This is a genomic window from Kaistia nematophila, assembly GCF_026343855.1.
In the GTDB taxonomy this organism is placed as follows: domain Bacteria; phylum Pseudomonadota; class Alphaproteobacteria; order Rhizobiales; family Kaistiaceae; genus Kaistia; species Kaistia nematophila.
On sequence record NZ_JAPKNK010000008.1, the window covers coordinates 168,306 to 186,184 of the forward strand.

Consider the following 17,879-nt stretch of genomic DNA (forward strand, 5'->3'; position numbering starts at 1 on the left):
ACCATGACCGATCTCGTCATCCGCAACGTCCGTCCGCTGGGCAAGGCGGCTACCGACATCGCCGTCGCCGGGGGCCGCATCGCGGCAATGGGGACGAACCTGCCGGCGAACGGCGCTCTCGTCGAGGACGGCGGCGGCGCGCTGCTGCTGCCCGGGCTGATCGAGGCGCATACCCACCTCGACAAGACCTTGCTGGGCATGGACTGGGTCGAGAACGTCGTCGCCTCGGATATCCGTTCCAAGATCGACAATGAGCGCGAGATGAAGGGCGTGCTCGGTCTCGACCCGGCGCTGCAATCGGCGCGGCAGGTGGTGATGTCGATCGCGCGCGGCACCACCGCCATCCGCAGCCATGTCGACATCGACACCACCTATGGCCTCGCTGGCCTCGAGGGCGTCGCCGCCACGCGCGAGCGCTATGCCGACGTGATCGACCTGCAGATCGTCGCCTTCCCGCAGTCCGGCATGATGATCCGCAAGGGAACGGTGGAACTGATGGACGAGGCGCTCAGGCAGGGCGCCGACATCGTTGGCGGGCTCGATCCCTGCGCCATCGATTTCGATCCGAAGGGTCATCTCGACGTGGTGTTCGATCTCGCCGTCAGGCATGGCAAGCCGATCGACATCCACCTGCACGAGCCCGGCGAGCTCGGCCTCTTCACTTTCGGCATGATCCTGGAGCGGACCCGCGCCCACGGGCTCGCTGGCAAGGTCACCGTCAGTCACGCCTTCTCGCTCGGTATGAACGACTATCTGCGCGTCGGCAGACTGCTGGACGAGATCGCCGGAGCAGGCGTCATGCTGATGTCGACCGGTCCGGCCGGCGTCCCCGTGCCGCCGTTGATCCGCGCCCTCGATGCGGGCATCGCCTTCTGCTCCGGCACGGACGGCATGCGCGACCTCTGGAACCCCTATGGCAATGCCGACATGCTGCAGCGCGCGCAGATCCTCGCCGACCGCAACAATCTGAGCCGCGACGCCGAGGTGGAGCGGGCGCTCGATGTCTGCACCTTCGGCGGCGCAGCCGTCATGGGCCTGCCCGACTACGGCCTCAAAGTCGGCGACTTCGCCGATCTCGTCCTGGTCGAGGGGCGCACGCTGACCGAAGCCGTCGTCACCCTGCCGCAGCGCAAGCTCGTGGTGAAGCGCGGCCGGGTCGTGGCGCGCGACGGCGAAGCCCTGGTCGAGGCGGCATGATGCACCAGCCGCACGCTCGCTCCGCCCTGCCCGAAAGGCTCGAGGCCCCGCTGCTCACGGTGCGCGGGCTCAGCGTCGAATTCGTCACCCGGCGCGGCCGCGCCCGCGCGCTGGACCGGGTCAGCTTCGACATGGCGCCGGGCGAGATCCTGGGACTGGTCGGCGAATCCGGCGCTGGTAAATCGCTCTCCGGCAACGCCATCATCGGGCTCATCGACCCGCCCGGCCAGGTCGTCGAGGGCGAGATCACCTTCGACGGCAAGCGCATCGACGCCCTGCCGGCCAACCAGATGCGCAAGCTGCGCGGCCGGACGATCGCGGCCATCTTCCAGGACCCGCTGACTTCGCTTGATCCGCTGATGCGGATCGGCGACCAGCTGACCGAAACCATCCTCACCCATCTCCCGATGTCGCGCGCGGCAGCCCGCGCCCGCGCGCTCGACCTCCTGAAGGCGGTCGGCATCCCCGCGCCGGATGTCCGCATCGATCACTATCCGCACCAGTTTTCCGGCGGCATGCGGCAGCGCGTGGTGATCGCGCTGGCGCTTTGTGCGGATCCGAAGCTGATCATCGCCGATGAGCCGACGACGGCGCTCGACGTCTCGATCCAGGCGCAGATCACCGCGCTGCTGAAGAAGATGTGCCGCGAGCACGGCACCGCCATCCTGCTCGTCACCCACGATATGGGCGTCATCGCCGATACCGCAGACCGCGTCGCGGTGATGTATGCCGGGCGGCTGGTCGAGATCGGGCCGATCCAGGACGTGCTGGGCTCGCCCCGGCATGTCTATACGGCCGGCCTGATCGGCTCGATCCCGAGCCTCAACCGCCGGCGCGAGCGGCTCGTGCAGATCGACGGCTCCATGCCCCGGCCGGGCGCCGTGCCGTCCGGCTGTGCGTTCGCCCCGCGCTGCCCGAAGCGGATCGCCAAGTGCGATGAACGGCCGGAACTCAGGTCGTTCGGCGAAAGCCAGGTTGCCTGCTGGCGCGCGGAAGAGAGCCATTCCTATGCCTGATCCCTCGGCCCTCGAAGTCCAGGACCTCACCCGCTGGTTCGATGTCTCGGCCCCCTGGCTGACGCGCGTGCTGGAACGCAAGCCGAAGCGCATCCTCAAGGCCGTGGACGGCGTGAGCTTCAGCGTGTCTCGCGGCAGCACCTTCGCCATCGTGGGCGAGAGCGGCTGCGGCAAGTCGACGATCGCACGTCTCGCGGTCGGGCTTCATCATCCGACGCGCGGCGAGATGAACTTCGCCCATGGCGCCGGCCGGGACGGCCGGATGCGCGTGCAGATGATCTTCCAGGATCCCTATGCCTGCCTGAACCCGCGCTGGCGGGTGAAGGACATCATCGCCGAGCCGATCCGCGAACTCGGTCTGCGTCGCGGCGCGGCCGCCGTCGACGCGCGCGTGTCGGAACTGCTGGGCCTCGTCGGCCTGGCGCAGGGCGATGGCGAGAAATATCCGCACGCCTTCTCGGGCGGCCAGCGTCAGCGCATCTCGATCGCCCGCGCGCTCGCGACCGAGCCGGAGTTCCTCGTCTGCGACGAGCCGACCTCCGCGCTCGACGTGTCCGTGCAGGCGCAGATCCTCAACCTGATGATGGACCTGCAGCGCGAGTTCGGTCTCACCTATCTGCTGATCAGCCACAACCTCGCCGTCGTGCGGCATGCCTCCGATCAGATCGCGGTCATGTATCTCGGCCGCATCGTCGAGCAGGCGCCGACCGAGATGCTGTTCCGCAATCCACGCCACCCCTACACGCGCCTCCTGATCGACACGATTCCAGACCTCGAGGCGCCCAATCGTGCCCGCCAGCCCCTGGCCGGGGAGGTGCCCAGTCCGATCGATCCGCCGTCAGGCTGCACCTTCCATCCCCGCTGCCCCCATGCGCGGGACCTCTGCCGGCAGGTGTCTCCACCGATGGTCCGTGACGAGGACGGTCGCGACATCGCTTGCCATTTCCCGCTCGCTGCCGCCCGCCTTTCCACCACCCCCGGCATCGCCGCCGTATCCGCGGACTGAAAGGACTGTCGAATGGACCATCGGGCGCGTACGCTGCTCCAGGCCAAATGGATCGTCGGCCACGCCGACGGCCGCCACACGCTCGTGCATCGGGGCGAGATCGTTTTCGAGAACGGCGTCGTGATCTTCGTCGGCCATGGTTTTCCCGGCGAGGTCGCGCGGCGGATCGACTACGGCAATGCACTGATCAGCCCGGGCTTCATCGATCTCGACGCCCTTTCCGACCTCGACACCACCGTCTTCTCCTATGACAACCATCCCGACTGGCAGAAGGGCCGCACCTGGCCGCAGAGCTACATGGATCGCGGGCCATACGAGATGTACAGCCCGGACGAGCTCGCCTTCCAGAAGCGCCACGCCTTCTCGCGCCTGATCCGCAACGGCATCACCACCGCCATGCCGATCGCCTCGCTCTATTACCGGGAATGGGGCGAGACCTATGCGGAGTTCGTGGACGCGGCCCACGCCGCCGCGGATCTCGGTCTCCGCATCTATCTCGGCCCGGCCTATCGCACCGGCAATCCCGTCGTCGACGACGACGGCGCCATCAGCCTTTATTTCGACGAGCCGCGCGGCCTCGCCGGTCTCGCCGACGCCGTCCGCTTCTGCCGCGATTTCGAGGGCAGGGCAGGGGGACGCATCCGCACCATGCTCGCCCCCGACCGCATCGAGACCTGCACGGCGGAACTGCTGCGCCAGACGGCCGCCGCCGGGCGCGATCTTGGCGTGCCGGTACGGCTGCACTGCAATCAGGGTCGGTTCGAGCGTGACACGGTCCGCCGCCTGCACGGCAAGACCTCGGTCGAATGGCTCGACAGCCTCGGATTCCTGACGCCAAACACGCTGCTGCCGCACGGCACCTATGTCAGTCCGTCCCGCAATATGGATGAACCTGGCAACGATCTGTTAACCCTGCTGGAGCGCGGCGCGGTGGTCGTCCATTGCCCGCTGGTCGCCGCCCGGCATGGCGATGCGCTGGCGAGCTTTGCCAACCACAAGGCGATGGGATTGCGCATGGCGCTCGGCACCGACACGGCGCCGCCGGACATGATCCTCAACATGCAGGTCGGCATGATGATCTCGCGGGTACTCGACCGTACGATCTCCAACCTCCGCTCCGAGGACTATTTCGACGCGGCGACGCTGGGCGGCGCCGATGCGCTGGGACGACCGGATCTTGGTCGCCTCGCTCCCGGCGCCCGGGCCGACATCACCGTGTTCGATCTCGGCAATCCCGATCTCGGCCAGATCATCGACCCGATCCAGACGTTGATGCTGACCGGCAGTGGCCGCGATGTGCGCAGCGTTTTCGTCGACGGCCGGGCCGTGATGGAAGACCGCGCCATTCCCGGCGTCGACTTCACCGCCGACAGCGCCCGCGCGCAAGCCCAGTTCGAGGGCCTGATGGCGAAGTACCCGGAACGGACCATCGGCCATCCGCCTGTGCGCGAGATCTTTTCCTCTGCCTACCCGATCGTTGAGGCGCCGAATTCCTGAGCCGGTCCGGCCACGGATCGATCGCGTTGGGCAGGGCTGCGGCGACCGGATTGGCGCGGATGGGATCCGATACCTCGGTGACTGCCTATTCAAGCGGCATTTCGATCGATTTTTGTATACTAAGAAGGCTATATCTTGTACGCGTGGAATGATGTTCCGAGGACAAGAGGTCTTCCCATGGCGCGCCCGTCTCCGCGTATCGAAGTTGCCCATGAGGCGCTCCGGCAGGCGATCATCGAACAGGCCCTGAAGCCTGGCACCAAGCTGCCGGAGGACGTGATCGGCGAGCAGTTCGCCATGAGCCGCACGCTGGTCCGCGCCGTGCTGGCCAAGCTTGAGGCAGAGGGCCTCGTCGACGCTCATCCGAAGCGCACAGCCACGGTCGCGCAGCCGACCCTCGCCGAGGCGCGCGACGTCTTCGGCGTGCGGCGCGCGCTGGAGGCGGAGGCCGTCCGTCTGGTGGCGAAGCGCTGGCAACCGGCTTTCGCCAGCGAACTCGAGAGCCTGTTGCGCCAGGAAGACGAAGCCCGATCCCGTCAGGACGAGCGCGTCTCGATCCATCTGGCAGGCGAGTTTCACCTGCGGCTGGCCCATCTGAGCGGCAACGCCCTGCTGGAGCGCTATCTGCGCGAGTTGATCACGCGCTGTTCGCTGATTCTGGCTGTCTTCGGCCGGCCGCACTCGTCCGATTGCGCCATCGAGGAGCATTCGGCGCTGATCGCGGCGCTGAGCGCCGGCAAGGCCGAGGAGGCGGTCGCCATCATGAACACGCATATCGGCGCCGTCGAGCGGCGCGCCCTGCTCGGCGGCGACGACGAGAAGCCGGCTGCGCTCGGCGATGTGCTGTCGCACTACGCCGCGGCCGTCACCGCCCGCCAGGCACCCAAGCCCACCGCCAAGCCCAGCAAGACGGCGAGTTCCAAATGAACGCCCGCGCCCAGAGCCACCTGCATTTCGACTTTGCCGAGCTGACCGAGCGCCAGCGCTACAAGCTGCTGATCGGCACGGTCATCCCTCGTCCGATCGCCTTCGTCAGCACCGTCGACCGCGACGGTCGCCGAAACGCCGGACCGTTCAGCTTCTTCAACGTGCTGACGCATGATCCCGCCATCGTCGCCATCGGCGTCGAGAACTATGACGACATGCGCTTCAAGGACACGGCGCGAAACATTCGCGAGACGGGCGAATTCACCGTCCACATCGTCGACGAAGCGCTGGTCAAGCAGATGGAGATCTGTGCGATCAAGTTCGGCCCCGAGGTCGACGAAATCGCCGAGGCCGGCCTGACCACCGTGCCGGGGCTGAACGTCCGCAGCCCGCGCATCCTCGAGGCGCCGGCGGCGCTCGAATGCAAGCGCTACATGACGCTGGAGCTCGGGCACGCACGCGAGATCATCCTGGGCGAGGTGCTCGGCGTTTTCGTCCGCGAGGACGCCGTCGATCGCGAGAGCCTGCACGTCGACCAGATCAAGATGGACGCCATAGGCCGGATGGGCGGGCACACCTATGCCTCGACCCGGGCGCAGTTCGACATCAAGACCCAATCCGTCGCCGAATGGCAGAACGGCAGAAAATAGCTCGATCCCGCTCATGCAAGGTTCTTCTTCGCTCCGCCTTGCCGACTGAGGCGCCACCGGCTGCGACATCGCGGAGCGTTGGAAGGCGAGGGGTGAACTCGACCCGGCCTCGCGTCGCCTTATATCGCTAAGGGTTACCGGCAATCGCCGCGCTGCGCTTGCCGGCCGACTTCGCGAAGGTGGCGAGATGATCAAGCGCATGGTGATCATGCTGGTGCTGACCGGCGTGGTCCTCGGCGGCGTCTTCGGCTTCCAGCTGTTCAAGGCGTCGATGATCCAGAAGGTGATGGCGTCGCTCGCCAATCCGCCGCAGACGGTGTCGACGACGGTCGCGACGGCACAGGACTGGCGCTCCACCCTCGAGGCGGTCGGCAGCGTGCGGGCGGTCAACGGCGCCAATCTGAGCGCCGAGGTGCCGGGCATCGTCTCGGCCCTGCATTTCGAATCCGGGGCCGACGTCAAGGCGGGCGACCTGCTGCTGGAGCTGGAGGCTTCCGACGACATCGCCCACCTGAACGCGCTGAAGGCGACCGCCGACCTGCAGCGCATCGTCTTCGAGCGCGACAGCCGCCTCCTGAAGAACCAGGCGATCGCGCAGCAGCAGGTCGATACCGACAAGTCCAACCTGTTGAGCGCCGAGTCGCTCGCCGACCAGCAGCAGGCGCTGGTCGACTACAAGTCGGTCAAGGCGCCGTTCTCCGGCCGGCTCGGCATCCGCCAGGTCGATCTCGGCCAGTATCTCCCGGCCGGGACGCCGATCGTCACGCTGCAGCAGCTCGATCCGATCTATGTCGATTTCTACGTGCCGCAGCAGGCGCTGGCCGCGATCCGCAAGGGCCAGCCCGTCACCGCCAAGGTCGACACCTTCCCCGACCGCAGCTTCAAGGGCGAGGTGTCGTCGATCAACGCGCAGGTCGATACCGCGACGCGGACGGTGCAGATCCGCGCCTCCGTCGAGAACAAGGACTTCCTGCTGCTGCCGGGCATGTTCGCCACCGTCGACATCGAGACGGCGGCGCCGCAGCACTATGTGACGCTGCCGCAGACGGCGATCGCCTATAATTCCTATGGCGACATCGCCTATCTCGTCGATGACAAGGGCAAGGATGCCAACGGCCAGCCGCAGCTCGTCGCCCGGCAGGCCTTCGTCACCACCGGGCCGACGCGCGGCGATCAGGTCGCGATCCTCGACGGCGTCAAGGCGGGCGAGACCGTCGTCACCGCCGGCCAGCTGAAGCTGCGCAACGGCACGCCGGTGCATGTCGACAACACGGTGCAGCCCGCCAATGAAGCCAACCCCAGGCCGGTCGACAAATGATGCCTCGGGCGGGGCGGTTGCCGCCTCCCGGGGCAAGGTGAGCCAGGTGAGCCATGAACTTCACCGATCTCTTCATCCGCCGCCCGGTCCTGGCGATCGTCGTCAGCCTGATGATCCTGGTGCTCGGCCTTCGCGCCATCGGCTCGCTGCCCGTGCTGCAATATCCGCGCACCGAGAACACCGTCGTCACCGTGACGACCACCTATTACGGCGCCGATCCCGACGTCATCGCCGGCTTCATCGCCACGCCGCTGGAGAACGCCATCGCCCAGGCCAACGGCATCGACTACATGAGCTCGACCAGCCAGACCGGCGTCAACGCAATCACCATCTATCTTCGGCTGAACTACGACGCCGACAAGGCGCTGACCGAGATCAACACCAAGGTCGCCTCGGTCCTGAACCAGCTGCCCTCCGGCACCCAGCAGCCGGTCCTGACCGTGAAGGTCGGGCAGACGATCGACGCCATGTATATGGGCTTCGACAGCGACGTGCTGCCGCGCAACAAGATCACCGACTACCTCACCCGCGTCGTCCAGCCGAAGCTGCAGGCGGTGCCCGGCGTGCAGACGGCGGAGATCCTCGGCGGCCAGAATTTCGCGCTCCGCGCCTGGCTCGATCCCGCCAGGCTCGCCGCCTACAACCTGACAGCAACCGATGTCGCCAACGCGTTGCAGCAAAACGATTATATCGCAGGCCTCGGCACCACCAAGGGCCAGATGGTCCAGGTCAACCTGACCGCCTCGACCAGCCTGCACAATGTCCGCGAGTTCTCGGATCTGGTGATCAAATCGGCGAATGGCGCCATCGTCCGCCTGAAGGACGTCGCCAATGTCTCGCTCGGCGCCGACGACTATGAATCGCAGGTCGCCTTCGACGGCAAGCAGGCCGTCTATATCGGCGTCCAGGTGGCGCCGGGCGCCAATCTGCTCAACGTCATCGCCGGCGTGCGGGCGGTGTTCCCGGAGATCCACGACCAGCTTCCGGCCGGTCTGCGCGGCGCCATCGTCTACGACTCGACCGATTTCGTGAACAGCTCGATCCGCGAGGTGATCCTGACGCTGCTGGAGGCGCTGGTGATCGTCACGCTGGTGATCTTCGCCTTCCTCGGCTCGCTGCGCTCGGTGCTGATCCCGACCATCGCCATTCCGCTGTCGCTGATCGGCGCCTTTGCGGTCATGCTGGCGCTCGGCTTCTCGATCAACCTCCTGACGCTGCTGGCGCTGGTGCTGGCCATCGGTCTCGTCGTCGACGATGCCATCATCGTCGTCGAGAACGTCAACCGGCATCTGGACGACGGCATGCAGCCGATGCCGGCGGCGATCGCGGCGGCGCGCGAGCTGGGTGGGCCGATCCTCGCCATGACGGTGGTGCTCGTCGCCGTCTATGTGCCGATCGGCTTCCAGGGCGGCTTGACCGGCGCGCTGTTCACCGAATTCGCCTTCACGCTGGTCGGCGCGGTGACGATGTCGGCCGTCGTGGCGCTGACGCTGTCGCCGATGATGTGCTCGCGCATCCTGCGGGCGCGCGACCATGACGGGCGCGGCTGGCAGGACCGCTTCGCCGGCCTGATCGACCGCATCTTCAATCGCATCCGCGACAGCTACGAGCGCTGGCTGCGCGGCAGCTTCCGCTACCTGCCGGTCACCGTCACCTTCGCGCTGATCGTGCTCGGCAGCATCTATTTCCTCTATTCGACCGCCAAGAGTGAGCTGGCGCCGCAGGAGGACCAGGGCGTCATCATTTCCTCGTCGACGCCGGCTCCCAACGCCACGCTGCAGCAGAAGCTGCTCTATTCGTCCCAGGTCCACGGCATCATGGCCGGCTATCCCGAAACCGCGCATGTGTTCCAGATCGACGCGCCGAGCACCTCGATCGCCGGCATGGTGTTCACGCCCTGGGACCAGCGCACCCGCACCACCAACGACCTGCAGCCGGTGATCCAGCAGCAGCTGAACGGCGTCGCCGGCGTGCGCGCGGCCGCCTTCCAGCTGCCGCCTTTGCCGGGCAGCCAGGGCCTGCCGATCCAGTTCGTGCTGAGCACGACGGACAGCTTCGAGCGTCTCAACGACGTGGCGCAGGGCTTCCTGCAGGCGGCGCTGAAGAGCGGGCTCTTCATCTTCCTCGACAGCGACCTGAAGATCGACAGCCCGCAATCCGTGGTCCAGATCGACCGCAACAAGACCGCGCAGCTCGGCCTCAACATGAGCCAGGTCGGCGCGGCGCTGGGCGGGATGCTGGGCGGCGGCTACGTCAACTATTTCAGCCTCGCCAACCGCTCCTACAAGGTGATCCCGCAGGTGCAGCAAGCGAGCCGGCTCAACCCGCAGCAATTGATGAACTACTATGTCGGCGTGGTGAACGGCGTGCCGATCCCGCTCTCGGCGGTCGCCTCGATCACCACCAAGGTCATCCCGGAATCTATCAACCATTTCCAGCAGCTGAACAGCGCGACGATCCAGGGCGTCGCCGCGCCCGGCGTGGCGCAGGCCGACGCGCTGAAGTTCCTGCAGGATCTCGCCGTCCGCACCCTGCCGCAGGGCTATTCGGTCGATTATGGCGGCCTGTCGCGCCAGTACATCCAGGAGTCCTCGGGCTTCCTCGTCACCTTCGGCTTCGCGCTGATCATCATCTACCTGGCGCTGGCGGCCCTGTTCGAGAGCTTTCGCGACCCGGTCATCATCCTGGTGTCGGTGCCGATGTCGATCGCGGGCGCGCTGCTCTTCATCAGCGTCGGCATCGGTGGCGCCAGCCTCAACATCTATACCGAGGTCGGGCTGGTGACGCTGATGGGGCTGATCAGCAAGCACGGCATCCTGATCGTCGAATTCGCCAATGCCGAGCAGATGGCCGGCAAGTCGAAGCGCGAGGCGATCGAGGCGGCGTGCGGCATCCGCCTGCGGCCGATCCTGATGACGACGGCGGCGATGGTGCTGGGCGTCATCCCGCTGATCACGGCGACCGGGGCAGGGGCCGTGTCCCGCTTCAACATGGGACTGGTGATCGCCAGCGGCCTGACGATCGGCACGCTCTTCACGTTGTTCGTCGTGCCGGCCGTCTATCTCCTGATCGCGGCGGAGCATCACAAGGCCTCCGACGAGTCGGAGCCGGCCGGCAAGCCGGAAGCAGCCGGCGCCAAGCCGGCCGAAGCCTGAAGACGGGATCCGCGTCGGGGAGAGGGTGGTGACGGCGTGCAAGTTTTCGCGCGCCGGTTTCCGTAATGGAAGGTGTCGGCTTGCCGCTCGCCGCGCAACCGGCGGTATCAGGGGATTTGTCGCGCCTCGGCAGATCTTGTGCGGCGGCGTGAAATTTATTTTTTCTTGGCGATCGTATACGTTAGGCTTCCGTATCGGTTATCCGTGATCATCGTTTCTTGATATCTCAAGTACCGTAAAACAAATCGGTAAATTTGACGGCAAAATTGCTAAAAGTCTGGTCGATTTGTGGCAAGAAGTTGTCGGATTTGACACAATTGGACTGATTGTCTACCGTTATGTTCATCAACTGACACGAGGTGTTATCCAATGATATTCAAATCCGGTGGCATTGCCGCCGCGATCGCCGTTGCGCTTTTGACCGCCACGAGCCATTCCGCGCTTGCCCAGGACGCCGATACGCAAGCCACTGACGCCGCCAGTTGCGGCACCGACAAGACCATCGATATCGCCGAGATGACCTGGCCCTCCGCGGCCGCCTTGGCCCATATCCACGCCATCATTCTCGAGAAGGGCTTCGGCTGCAGCGTCGAGATCGTCACCGGCGATACCGTTCCGACATCGTCCTCGATGTTGACGCGCGGCAGCCCGGCGATCGCGCCCGAACTCTGGACCAGCACGATCCGGGAGCCCTGGGCGAAGGGCCTGGCCGACGGCAACGTCGTCGAGCTCGCTCCCGCCATCACCGACGGCACCGTCGAGGGCTGGTTCATTCCGCGCTACGTGCAGAAGGCGCATCCGGACCTCAAGACGGTCCAGGACGTCATCGCCCATCCGGAGCTGTTTAGGGATCCCGAGGACGGCAGCAAGGGCCGGCTCTATTCCTGCCCGCCGGGCTGGGCCTGCGAGATTTCCACCGGCGCGCTGTTCGAGGCGCTCGGCATGAAGGACAAGGGCTGGAACCTGTTCTCGCCCGGCTCCGGCGGCGCGCTTGACGCCTCGATCGCTCGCGCTTTCACGCGGGAAGAGCCGATCCTTTTCTACTACTGGGGTCCGACCGCCATCCTCGGCAAGTACGACGCCGTGCAGCTCGACCTGGGTCCGACCAAGCCCGAAGTCTACGAGTGCAACACCAACCGCGATTGCGACAAGGCGCCTGAAGTGACGGCCTATCCGTCCTCGCCCGCCGTCGTCGGCGCCGCGAGCTGGGTCAAGACCGATGCGCCCAACGTCGCCGGCTATCTCGCCAAGGTCGGCCTGACCAATGCCGAGATCAGCGAGATCCTCGTCTATGGCGACGAGAACAAGGCCGACGCGGCCGCGACCGCGCTCAACTTCCTGAAGACCAAGCAGGACCGCTGGACCAGCTGGGTCCCGGCCGCCGTGGCCGAGAAGGTCAAGGCCAGCCTCAACTGAGGTTGCATCCTGTGGCGAACGGACGGCCGGGCATTCCCGGCCGTTTCCGTTTGGCCGTTCCCTTTCGCCCGGCCGCGCCGCCGGGCAGGGCGGACGCCTGTCGCGTCGCCCCCTGGATTTCCTCGCCCCCGCGGCGTGAGGAAAGAGACAAATCTTGTTCCCTCAACTGATTGATACGCGGCCCTGGCGCCGCGCGGTCGATGACGGCCTGAACTGGGTCGTCCGCCATTGGGGCGGCACCTTCGAGACCGCCGCCCATCCGCTCCTGATGCTGCTGAAGGCGATCGAGGACCTGCTGGTCGCGACGCCATGGTGGCTGATCATCGTGGCGCTGACCGGCATCGCCTGGCTCGCCACGCGGCGCTGGCAATTGCCGGCCGTCGTGTTCGCGGCGTTGATGTTCCTCGGCATCATGGATCTCTGGAAGGACGCCATGACGACCATGGCGCTGATGATCGCCGCCACGCTGACGGCGATCCTCGTCTCGATCCCGGTCGGCGTCTGGATGTCGCGTTCCCCGCGCACCCGCCAGTTCGTCGCGCCTATCCTCGACCTGATGCAGACGCTGCCGAGCTTCGTCTACCTGATCCCGACGGTGATGATCTTCGGCCCCGGCAAGATCCCGGCGCTGATCGCCACCATCGTCTATGCGGCGCCGCCGCTGGTGCGGCTGACCGATCTCGGCCTGCGCTCGGTCGATCCGGCCGTGCTCGAGGCGAGCCGCGCTTTCGGCACCAATCCGCGCCAGCGCCTCTTCGGCGTACAGATCCCGCTGGCATTGCCGACCATCCTCGCCGGCATCAACCAGACGACGATGATGGCGCTCTCGATGGTGGTGATCGCCTCGATGATCGGCGCCGGCGGCCTCGGCTACCAGGTGCTGCAGGGCATCGGCCGTCTCGAAGTCAGCCGCGGCCTGTTCGCCGGTCTCGGCATCGTCGCGCTCGCCATCATTTTCGACCGCATCACCCAGGCATTCGGCCGCCAGCTTCAGGCCCGGATCGGCATGCAGGAGGCGCGCTAATGTCCGACATCAACGTAAAGCCCGATCTCGCCATCGCCATGCGCGGCGTCACCAAGATCTTCGGCCCCGATCCCGAAGGGGCGCTTGCTCTGCTGCGGGCGGGGAAATCCAAGGCCGAGGTGCAGGCCGAGACCAATCATGTCGTCGGCCTCGACAACGTCTCGCTCGATATCGCCGCGGGCCAGATCTTCGTCGTCATGGGGCTTTCGGGCTCCGGCAAGTCGACGCTGATCCGCCACGTCAACCGGCTGATCGAGCCGACGGCGGGCGAGATCCTCGTGCATGGCGACGACGTGCTGAAGATGAGCCGCGACCAGCTCCGCGCCTATCGCCGCTCGAAGGTGGCGATGGTGTTCCAGAAGTTCGGCCTGCTGCCGCACCGCTCGGTGATCGACAACGTTGCCTATGGCCTCGAAGTGCGCGGCGTCGGCCGCAAGGAGCGGCTGGAGACGGCGGCGAAGTGGATCGAGACGGTCGGCCTCGCCGGCTACGAGGGGTCGCGCACCCGCCAGCTTTCCGGCGGCCAGCAGCAGCGCGTCGGCCTGGCGCGGGCGCTGTCGATGGATAGTGACATCATCCTGATGGACGAGGCGTTCTCGGCGCTCGATCCGCTGATCCGCTCGGGCATGCAGGACCAGCTGATCACGCTGCAGAAATCGCTCAACAAGACGATCCTGTTCATCACCCATGATTTCGACGAGGCGCTGAAGATCGGCGATCGCATCGCCGTGCTGAAGGACGGCGCCGTGCAGCAGGAGGGCAAGCCCGAGGACATCGTGCTGCGTCCGGCCAACGACCACATCGAGGAGTTCGTGCGCGAGGTGAACAAGGCGCGCGCGATTCACGTGCGCTCGATCATGCAGCGCGGCGCGACGGAGCCGTGCGAGCAGTCGGTGTCGATGGATGCGCGCTGCGAGGACGTGCTGCCGCTGTTCGCCGAGCATCTGTGGGTTGGCGTCGTCGACGGCGACGGCAATCAGATCGGCCGCGTCACCGCCAAGCAGGTGATCAAGGCGCTCGCCCGCCACACGCCGGGCGTGGGCTGAGGCGCGGATCGCATCCGGCGCGAGGGAGAGGGGGCGCGAGCGCCTCTTCTCCGCTCGGCGGCGATGCGAGAGGCGAGGCCAGCAAGGAGGCATCCGCACCCGACAATCGCAACAGCGGTTGCCTCCGGTGGTGATCGCCGGATTGCAGCCGAGTGCGCAGAATTCAATACGGCCATAGGGATCAGGCTCTTGCGCCTTCCGTAGGGGCAGGGCAATTCTGTTGGATGCTTGTAAATTCTGTCTTTACAACCAATGGTGATGACGTGCCTGGTGGCCGCATCGAGACGCGCTATGTTTTCAAGAGTGCCAATCTGAACCAGGCTGAGGCCTCGATCGGCCACTGGATCATCTACTACCGACCCACCCGGCGCGCGCGTGCGGCCCTCCCATCCGGGTATTTTGCCATGGCCCAGGTTGAGGGCATCGACCTGGAGCCGTTGCGGCCAGGCTACCGTCTCGCGCGAATGGCGGGCTATCGCGGCTTCGACCGGACGGTGCCGTTCAAGGAAGACGGGCACTACTACGAGGCTGCGCTTCGCAGGGCGGACGCTTCGAGGAATCGCGGGGCCTTCGGTCAGGGTGTTCGCAATCTGCACAAAGACGAGTTCGGGCAGATCGTTGCGGCCGGACTTACGGCAGTCTCAGCCGATGCATCGTGGCAGTTTCCTGGGTCGGCGGCTCTTCCCCGTCCAGGCCATCTGTACGCCGCAGAAGACCCGGCACTCTTCGTGCAGGATGAGCCGCTGCTGTCCGTGCCGCGGGCAATCGAAACGAGGCAGGTTTCGCGCCCGCACCGTGACTGGGCCTTTCCCGTGGTCGTGATGGCGGCCTACGACAACCGGTGTGCGATGACCGGGAGCCGGGTGATGGATCGCTATGGACGATGGGAAGCCGAAGCCGCCCATATCAGGCCTGTGGCCCGAGGCGGGCCGGACCTCGTCTGCAACGGCATTGCGTTTTCGCGCTCTGTGCACTGGATGTTCGACGCGGGACTGCTCTCCATCGCCGACGACTACACGATCCTGGTCGCGAGCCGGCTGAGGCCCGAAGATAGGAGAGGCTGGCCGCCCCTGCACGAAAAGCTGGCCGTTCCCGCGCGTCCCGAATGGCGACCGCATCCGAGCTTTCTGCGGTTTCATCGCGAGCACGTCTTCGAGGGCTGATCGCCCGGTGAAAGCGAGGGGCGCTGGGGCGTCCCTCGACAACCGCCGTGACGGTCTAGGCGCGCGCGCCCATCGACCAGGTCACGCCGAACGGATCGCGTAGCTGGCCGTAGCGGTCGCCCCAGAATTGCAGGTCGAGCGGCATCACGACCTCCATGCCGGCGTCGACGGCACGCTGAAACCAGGCATCGATGTCGTCGTCGAGCTGCAGGTGCAGTGTGTAGCCCTGCGGCTTCTCCAGCGGGTGGCCGTATTCCTCATACGGGTCGGCCAGCATGATCGAGCCGCCATTGATGTAGAGGTGGATGTGCATGGTCCGGCCCTTCTCGTCGACGGGAACCCGCATCACCTCCCTGGCCGCCAGCGCGCGCTGGTAGAACTCGGACGCCTTCACGGCGCCGCCGACGCTGAGATAGGGGGCCACGCCGCTCAGCACCTTCGGCATGTTGGCGAAGGCGTTGGTCTCGTCGGTCTTGGTATCCATCATCCGGTCTCCTCTCGATGGGACGCGCGCGGCCCAGGGCCGCCGTCGTGGTCACGACGAGCGGGGAGGGATGGATTCGACAGGGGCGATGAGAGATTTTTCGGGCGCTGGTCGGCGGTGGCGCCGGGGTAGGGACGCAAGACCCTCACCCAACCCCCTCCCGCAAGCGGGCGAGGGCTTTTCGGCCTTCATGGCGGCGAGGGGGAGGCTGGGCAATTCCGGGCCGCAACGCTGACGGTCTGTCCGCTCTGCGGCGAGACGTGGCGCGGAGAACTCCCTCTCCCGCGTGCGGGAGAGGGCTGGGGTGAGGGGGCTTGGGCCCGATCAGATGTCCTGGTTCTGCGGCAGGATGACGAGGTCGCGGATCGTGGCGTTCGGCGGGCGGGTCACCATGAAGAGCAGGGCGTCGGCGATGTCCTCCGAGCGCAGGCCCTCATGTGCTTCGGCGCGGCGTTCGATCTCGGCGGGATCGTTGATGCCCCAGAGTTCGTTCAGCACGATTCCCGGCGCCAGCGCGCCGACGCGGACATTGTGCGGCCCGACCTGGCGGCGGACGCCGTGCACGAAGGACTGCACCGCGTGCTTGGTCGCCGAATAGACCGGCTCCCAGTGGATCGCCTGGTGGCCGGAGATCGACGAGGTGATGACGATGTCGCCGGAGCGGCGGGCGATCATGCCCGGCAGCACGGCGCGGACCATGCGGAACACGCCGTTGACGTTGACGCCGATGACGCGGTCCCACTCGTCCGGATTGCCCCCGGCGACGTCGCCGGTGACATAGCTGCCGGCATTGGCGAACAGGATGTCGATCCGGCCGAAATGCGCCTCGGCCTCGGCGACGACCTTTTCGACGTCGGCCGGCCTGGTCAGGTCGGCGGGAACCGCGAGCGCGTCGCCGCCCAGCTCCTTCGCCAGCGCCTCGAGCTTGTCGGCCGAGCGGGCGACCAGCACCAGCTTCGCGCCCTCGGCGGCGAAGCGGCGGGCGGCGGCGCGGCCGATGCCCGAGCTCGCGCCGGTAACGATCATCACCTTGCCGGCAACGGATACGGCCATGGTGTCTCCCCCTTCAGTTCTCTTGGGATCAGCGGATGGTGTAGCCGCCATCGACCAGCAGGTTGGCGCCGTTCACCATGGCGGCGCCGTCGCTGGCGAGGTAGAGCGCGGCGTAGGCGATCTCTTCCGGCTGGGCGAAGCGGCGGGTCGGGATCTCGGCGCGGGCGCGCTCGCCCTTCTCGCCGGCCCAGCCGACCTTGGCGAGCTCGGTCTCGACGACGGTCGGCGAGATGCAGTTGGCGGTGATGCCCTTCGGGCCCCATTCCAGCGCCATGCAGTTGGTCATGCCGAGCAGGCCCGCCTTCGAGGCGGAGTAGGCGACATGGCCCTCGATGCCGATGACGGCGGCCTGCGAGGCGATGGTGACGATGCGGCCATAGCCGGCGGCGATCATGTGGCCGGCGACCTCGCGCGAGAACAGGTAGGGCGCACGCAGGTTGACGGCGAGTTGCAGGTCCCAGCTCGCGGTCGTCGTCGCCTCGGCCGGCGCCAGCATGCCGATCCCGGCATTGTTGACGAGGATGTCGATCTTGCCGAAATGCGCCGCGACCTCGGCGACGACGCGCTCGATCGTGGCGGCGTCGGTGACGTCGCCGGTCCAGCCCTTGTGGCCGGCGCCGAGCGAGGCCGCGAAGTCGTGCACCGCCTCGTTCTTGTCGAGGAGGGCAAGGGTGGCTCCGTTGGCGGCGAACAGCGTCGCGAGCGCCCGGCCGATTCCGCCGGCTGCACCCGTGATCAGGGCGACCTTGCCGGTCATGTCGAAGGGCCGCGTCAGATCGGCGGTAAAGGCCTGATTGGCAGACATTCCTGTTTCCTCCCAAAGCCGCGGCGGACATCATGTCCGCGCTCGGCGCATGGCTTGCCGCCGCTCGTTCCTGGCGGCGCGTTGCACCAAACTAGCCTCGCCGCCCGCTTGAAAGCAAGTTT

At 66.6% G+C, this 17,879-nt stretch carries 15 protein-coding genes; 12 read left to right on the forward strand and 3 right to left on the reverse strand.

Going from position 1 to position 17,879, the window contains the following annotated elements:
* Positions 1–3: 3 nt before the first annotated feature.
* The 12 genes from OSH07_RS18205 (at position 4) to OSH07_RS18260 (ending at position 15,415) form a co-directional block, all read left to right on the forward strand.
* A complete protein-coding gene (locus OSH07_RS18205) occupies positions 4–1,197 on the forward strand; it encodes an amidohydrolase family protein (protein ID WP_266340105.1) in 1,194 nt (397 codons plus the stop codon).
* The gene (locus tag OSH07_RS18210) at positions 1,194–2,213 is read left to right on the forward strand and encodes an ABC transporter ATP-binding protein (RefSeq protein ID WP_266340106.1); all 1,020 of its coding nucleotides are present in this window, start codon (positions 1,194–1,196) and stop codon (positions 2,211–2,213) included. The genes OSH07_RS18205 and OSH07_RS18210 overlap by 4 nt, the downstream gene beginning before the upstream one ends.
* Positions 2,206–3,219 (forward strand): ABC transporter ATP-binding protein, encoded by a 1,014-nt coding sequence (locus OSH07_RS18215; RefSeq protein ID WP_266340107.1) that lies wholly within the window; start codon positions 2,206–2,208, stop codon positions 3,217–3,219. The genes OSH07_RS18210 and OSH07_RS18215 overlap by 8 nt, the downstream gene beginning before the upstream one ends.
* A 12-nt stretch (positions 3,220–3,231) precedes the next feature.
* A complete protein-coding gene (locus tag OSH07_RS18220; protein WP_266340108.1) occupies positions 3,232–4,716 on the forward strand; it encodes an amidohydrolase family protein in 1,485 nt (494 codons plus the stop codon).
* A gap of 177 nt (positions 4,717–4,893) precedes the next feature.
* Entirely contained in the window at positions 4,894–5,643 is a 750-nt protein-coding gene (locus OSH07_RS18225; protein ID WP_266340109.1) for a GntR family transcriptional regulator, read from the forward strand.
* Entirely contained in the window at positions 5,640–6,293 is a 654-nt protein-coding gene (locus tag OSH07_RS18230; RefSeq protein ID WP_266340110.1) for a flavin reductase family protein, read from the forward strand. The genes OSH07_RS18225 and OSH07_RS18230 overlap by 4 nt, the downstream gene beginning before the upstream one ends.
* Before the next feature lie 187 nt (positions 6,294–6,480).
* Complete coding sequence (locus OSH07_RS18235) at positions 6,481–7,611, forward strand: efflux RND transporter periplasmic adaptor subunit (protein ID WP_266340111.1); 1,131 nt, start codon at positions 6,481–6,483, stop codon at positions 7,609–7,611.
* Between the two features lie 53 nt (positions 7,612–7,664).
* The gene (locus OSH07_RS18240) at positions 7,665–10,766 is read left to right on the forward strand and encodes an efflux RND transporter permease subunit (protein WP_266340112.1); all 3,102 of its coding nucleotides are present in this window, start codon (positions 7,665–7,667) and stop codon (positions 10,764–10,766) included.
* Between the two features lie 369 nt (positions 10,767–11,135).
* Positions 11,136–12,182: a glycine betaine ABC transporter substrate-binding protein gene (locus OSH07_RS18245; RefSeq protein ID WP_266340113.1), complete on the forward strand. Its 1,047-nt coding sequence runs from the start codon at positions 11,136–11,138 to the stop codon at positions 12,180–12,182.
* Positions 12,183–12,336: 154 nt separating this feature from the next.
* On the forward strand, positions 12,337–13,206 hold the full coding sequence (locus OSH07_RS18250) for an ABC transporter permease (RefSeq protein WP_266340114.1): 870 nt from the start codon (positions 12,337–12,339) through the stop codon (positions 13,204–13,206).
* Positions 13,206–14,252, forward strand: a complete 1,047-nt coding sequence (locus OSH07_RS18255) for a quaternary amine ABC transporter ATP-binding protein (protein ID WP_266340115.1) — start codon at positions 13,206–13,208, stop codon at positions 14,250–14,252. Before OSH07_RS18250 ends, OSH07_RS18255 begins: the two co-directional genes overlap by 1 nt.
* A 224-nt stretch (positions 14,253–14,476) precedes the next feature.
* Complete coding sequence (locus tag OSH07_RS18260) at positions 14,477–15,415, forward strand: HNH endonuclease (RefSeq protein WP_266340116.1); 939 nt, start codon at positions 14,477–14,479, stop codon at positions 15,413–15,415.
* A 55-nt stretch (positions 15,416–15,470) separates the two neighbouring features.
* Here the strand turns inward: OSH07_RS18260 and OSH07_RS18265 are convergent, their stop codons facing one another.
* From OSH07_RS18265 to OSH07_RS18275, 3 genes are all read right to left on the reverse strand, one after another.
* Positions 15,471–15,899, reverse strand: coding sequence for a VOC family protein (locus OSH07_RS18265; protein WP_266340154.1), 429 nt, complete (start codon positions 15,897–15,899; stop codon positions 15,471–15,473).
* 324 nt (positions 15,900–16,223) lie between these two features.
* Complete coding sequence (locus tag OSH07_RS18270) at positions 16,224–16,952, reverse strand: SDR family oxidoreductase (RefSeq protein WP_266340117.1); 729 nt, start codon at positions 16,950–16,952, stop codon at positions 16,224–16,226.
* Between the two features lie 28 nt (positions 16,953–16,980).
* Positions 16,981–17,757 carry a GolD/DthD family dehydrogenase gene (locus OSH07_RS18275; protein ID WP_266340118.1) on the reverse strand — a complete coding sequence of 259 codons (777 nt, stop codon included), beginning with the start codon at positions 17,755–17,757 and terminating at the stop codon, positions 16,981–16,983.
* Positions 17,758–17,879 lie beyond the last annotated feature (122 nt).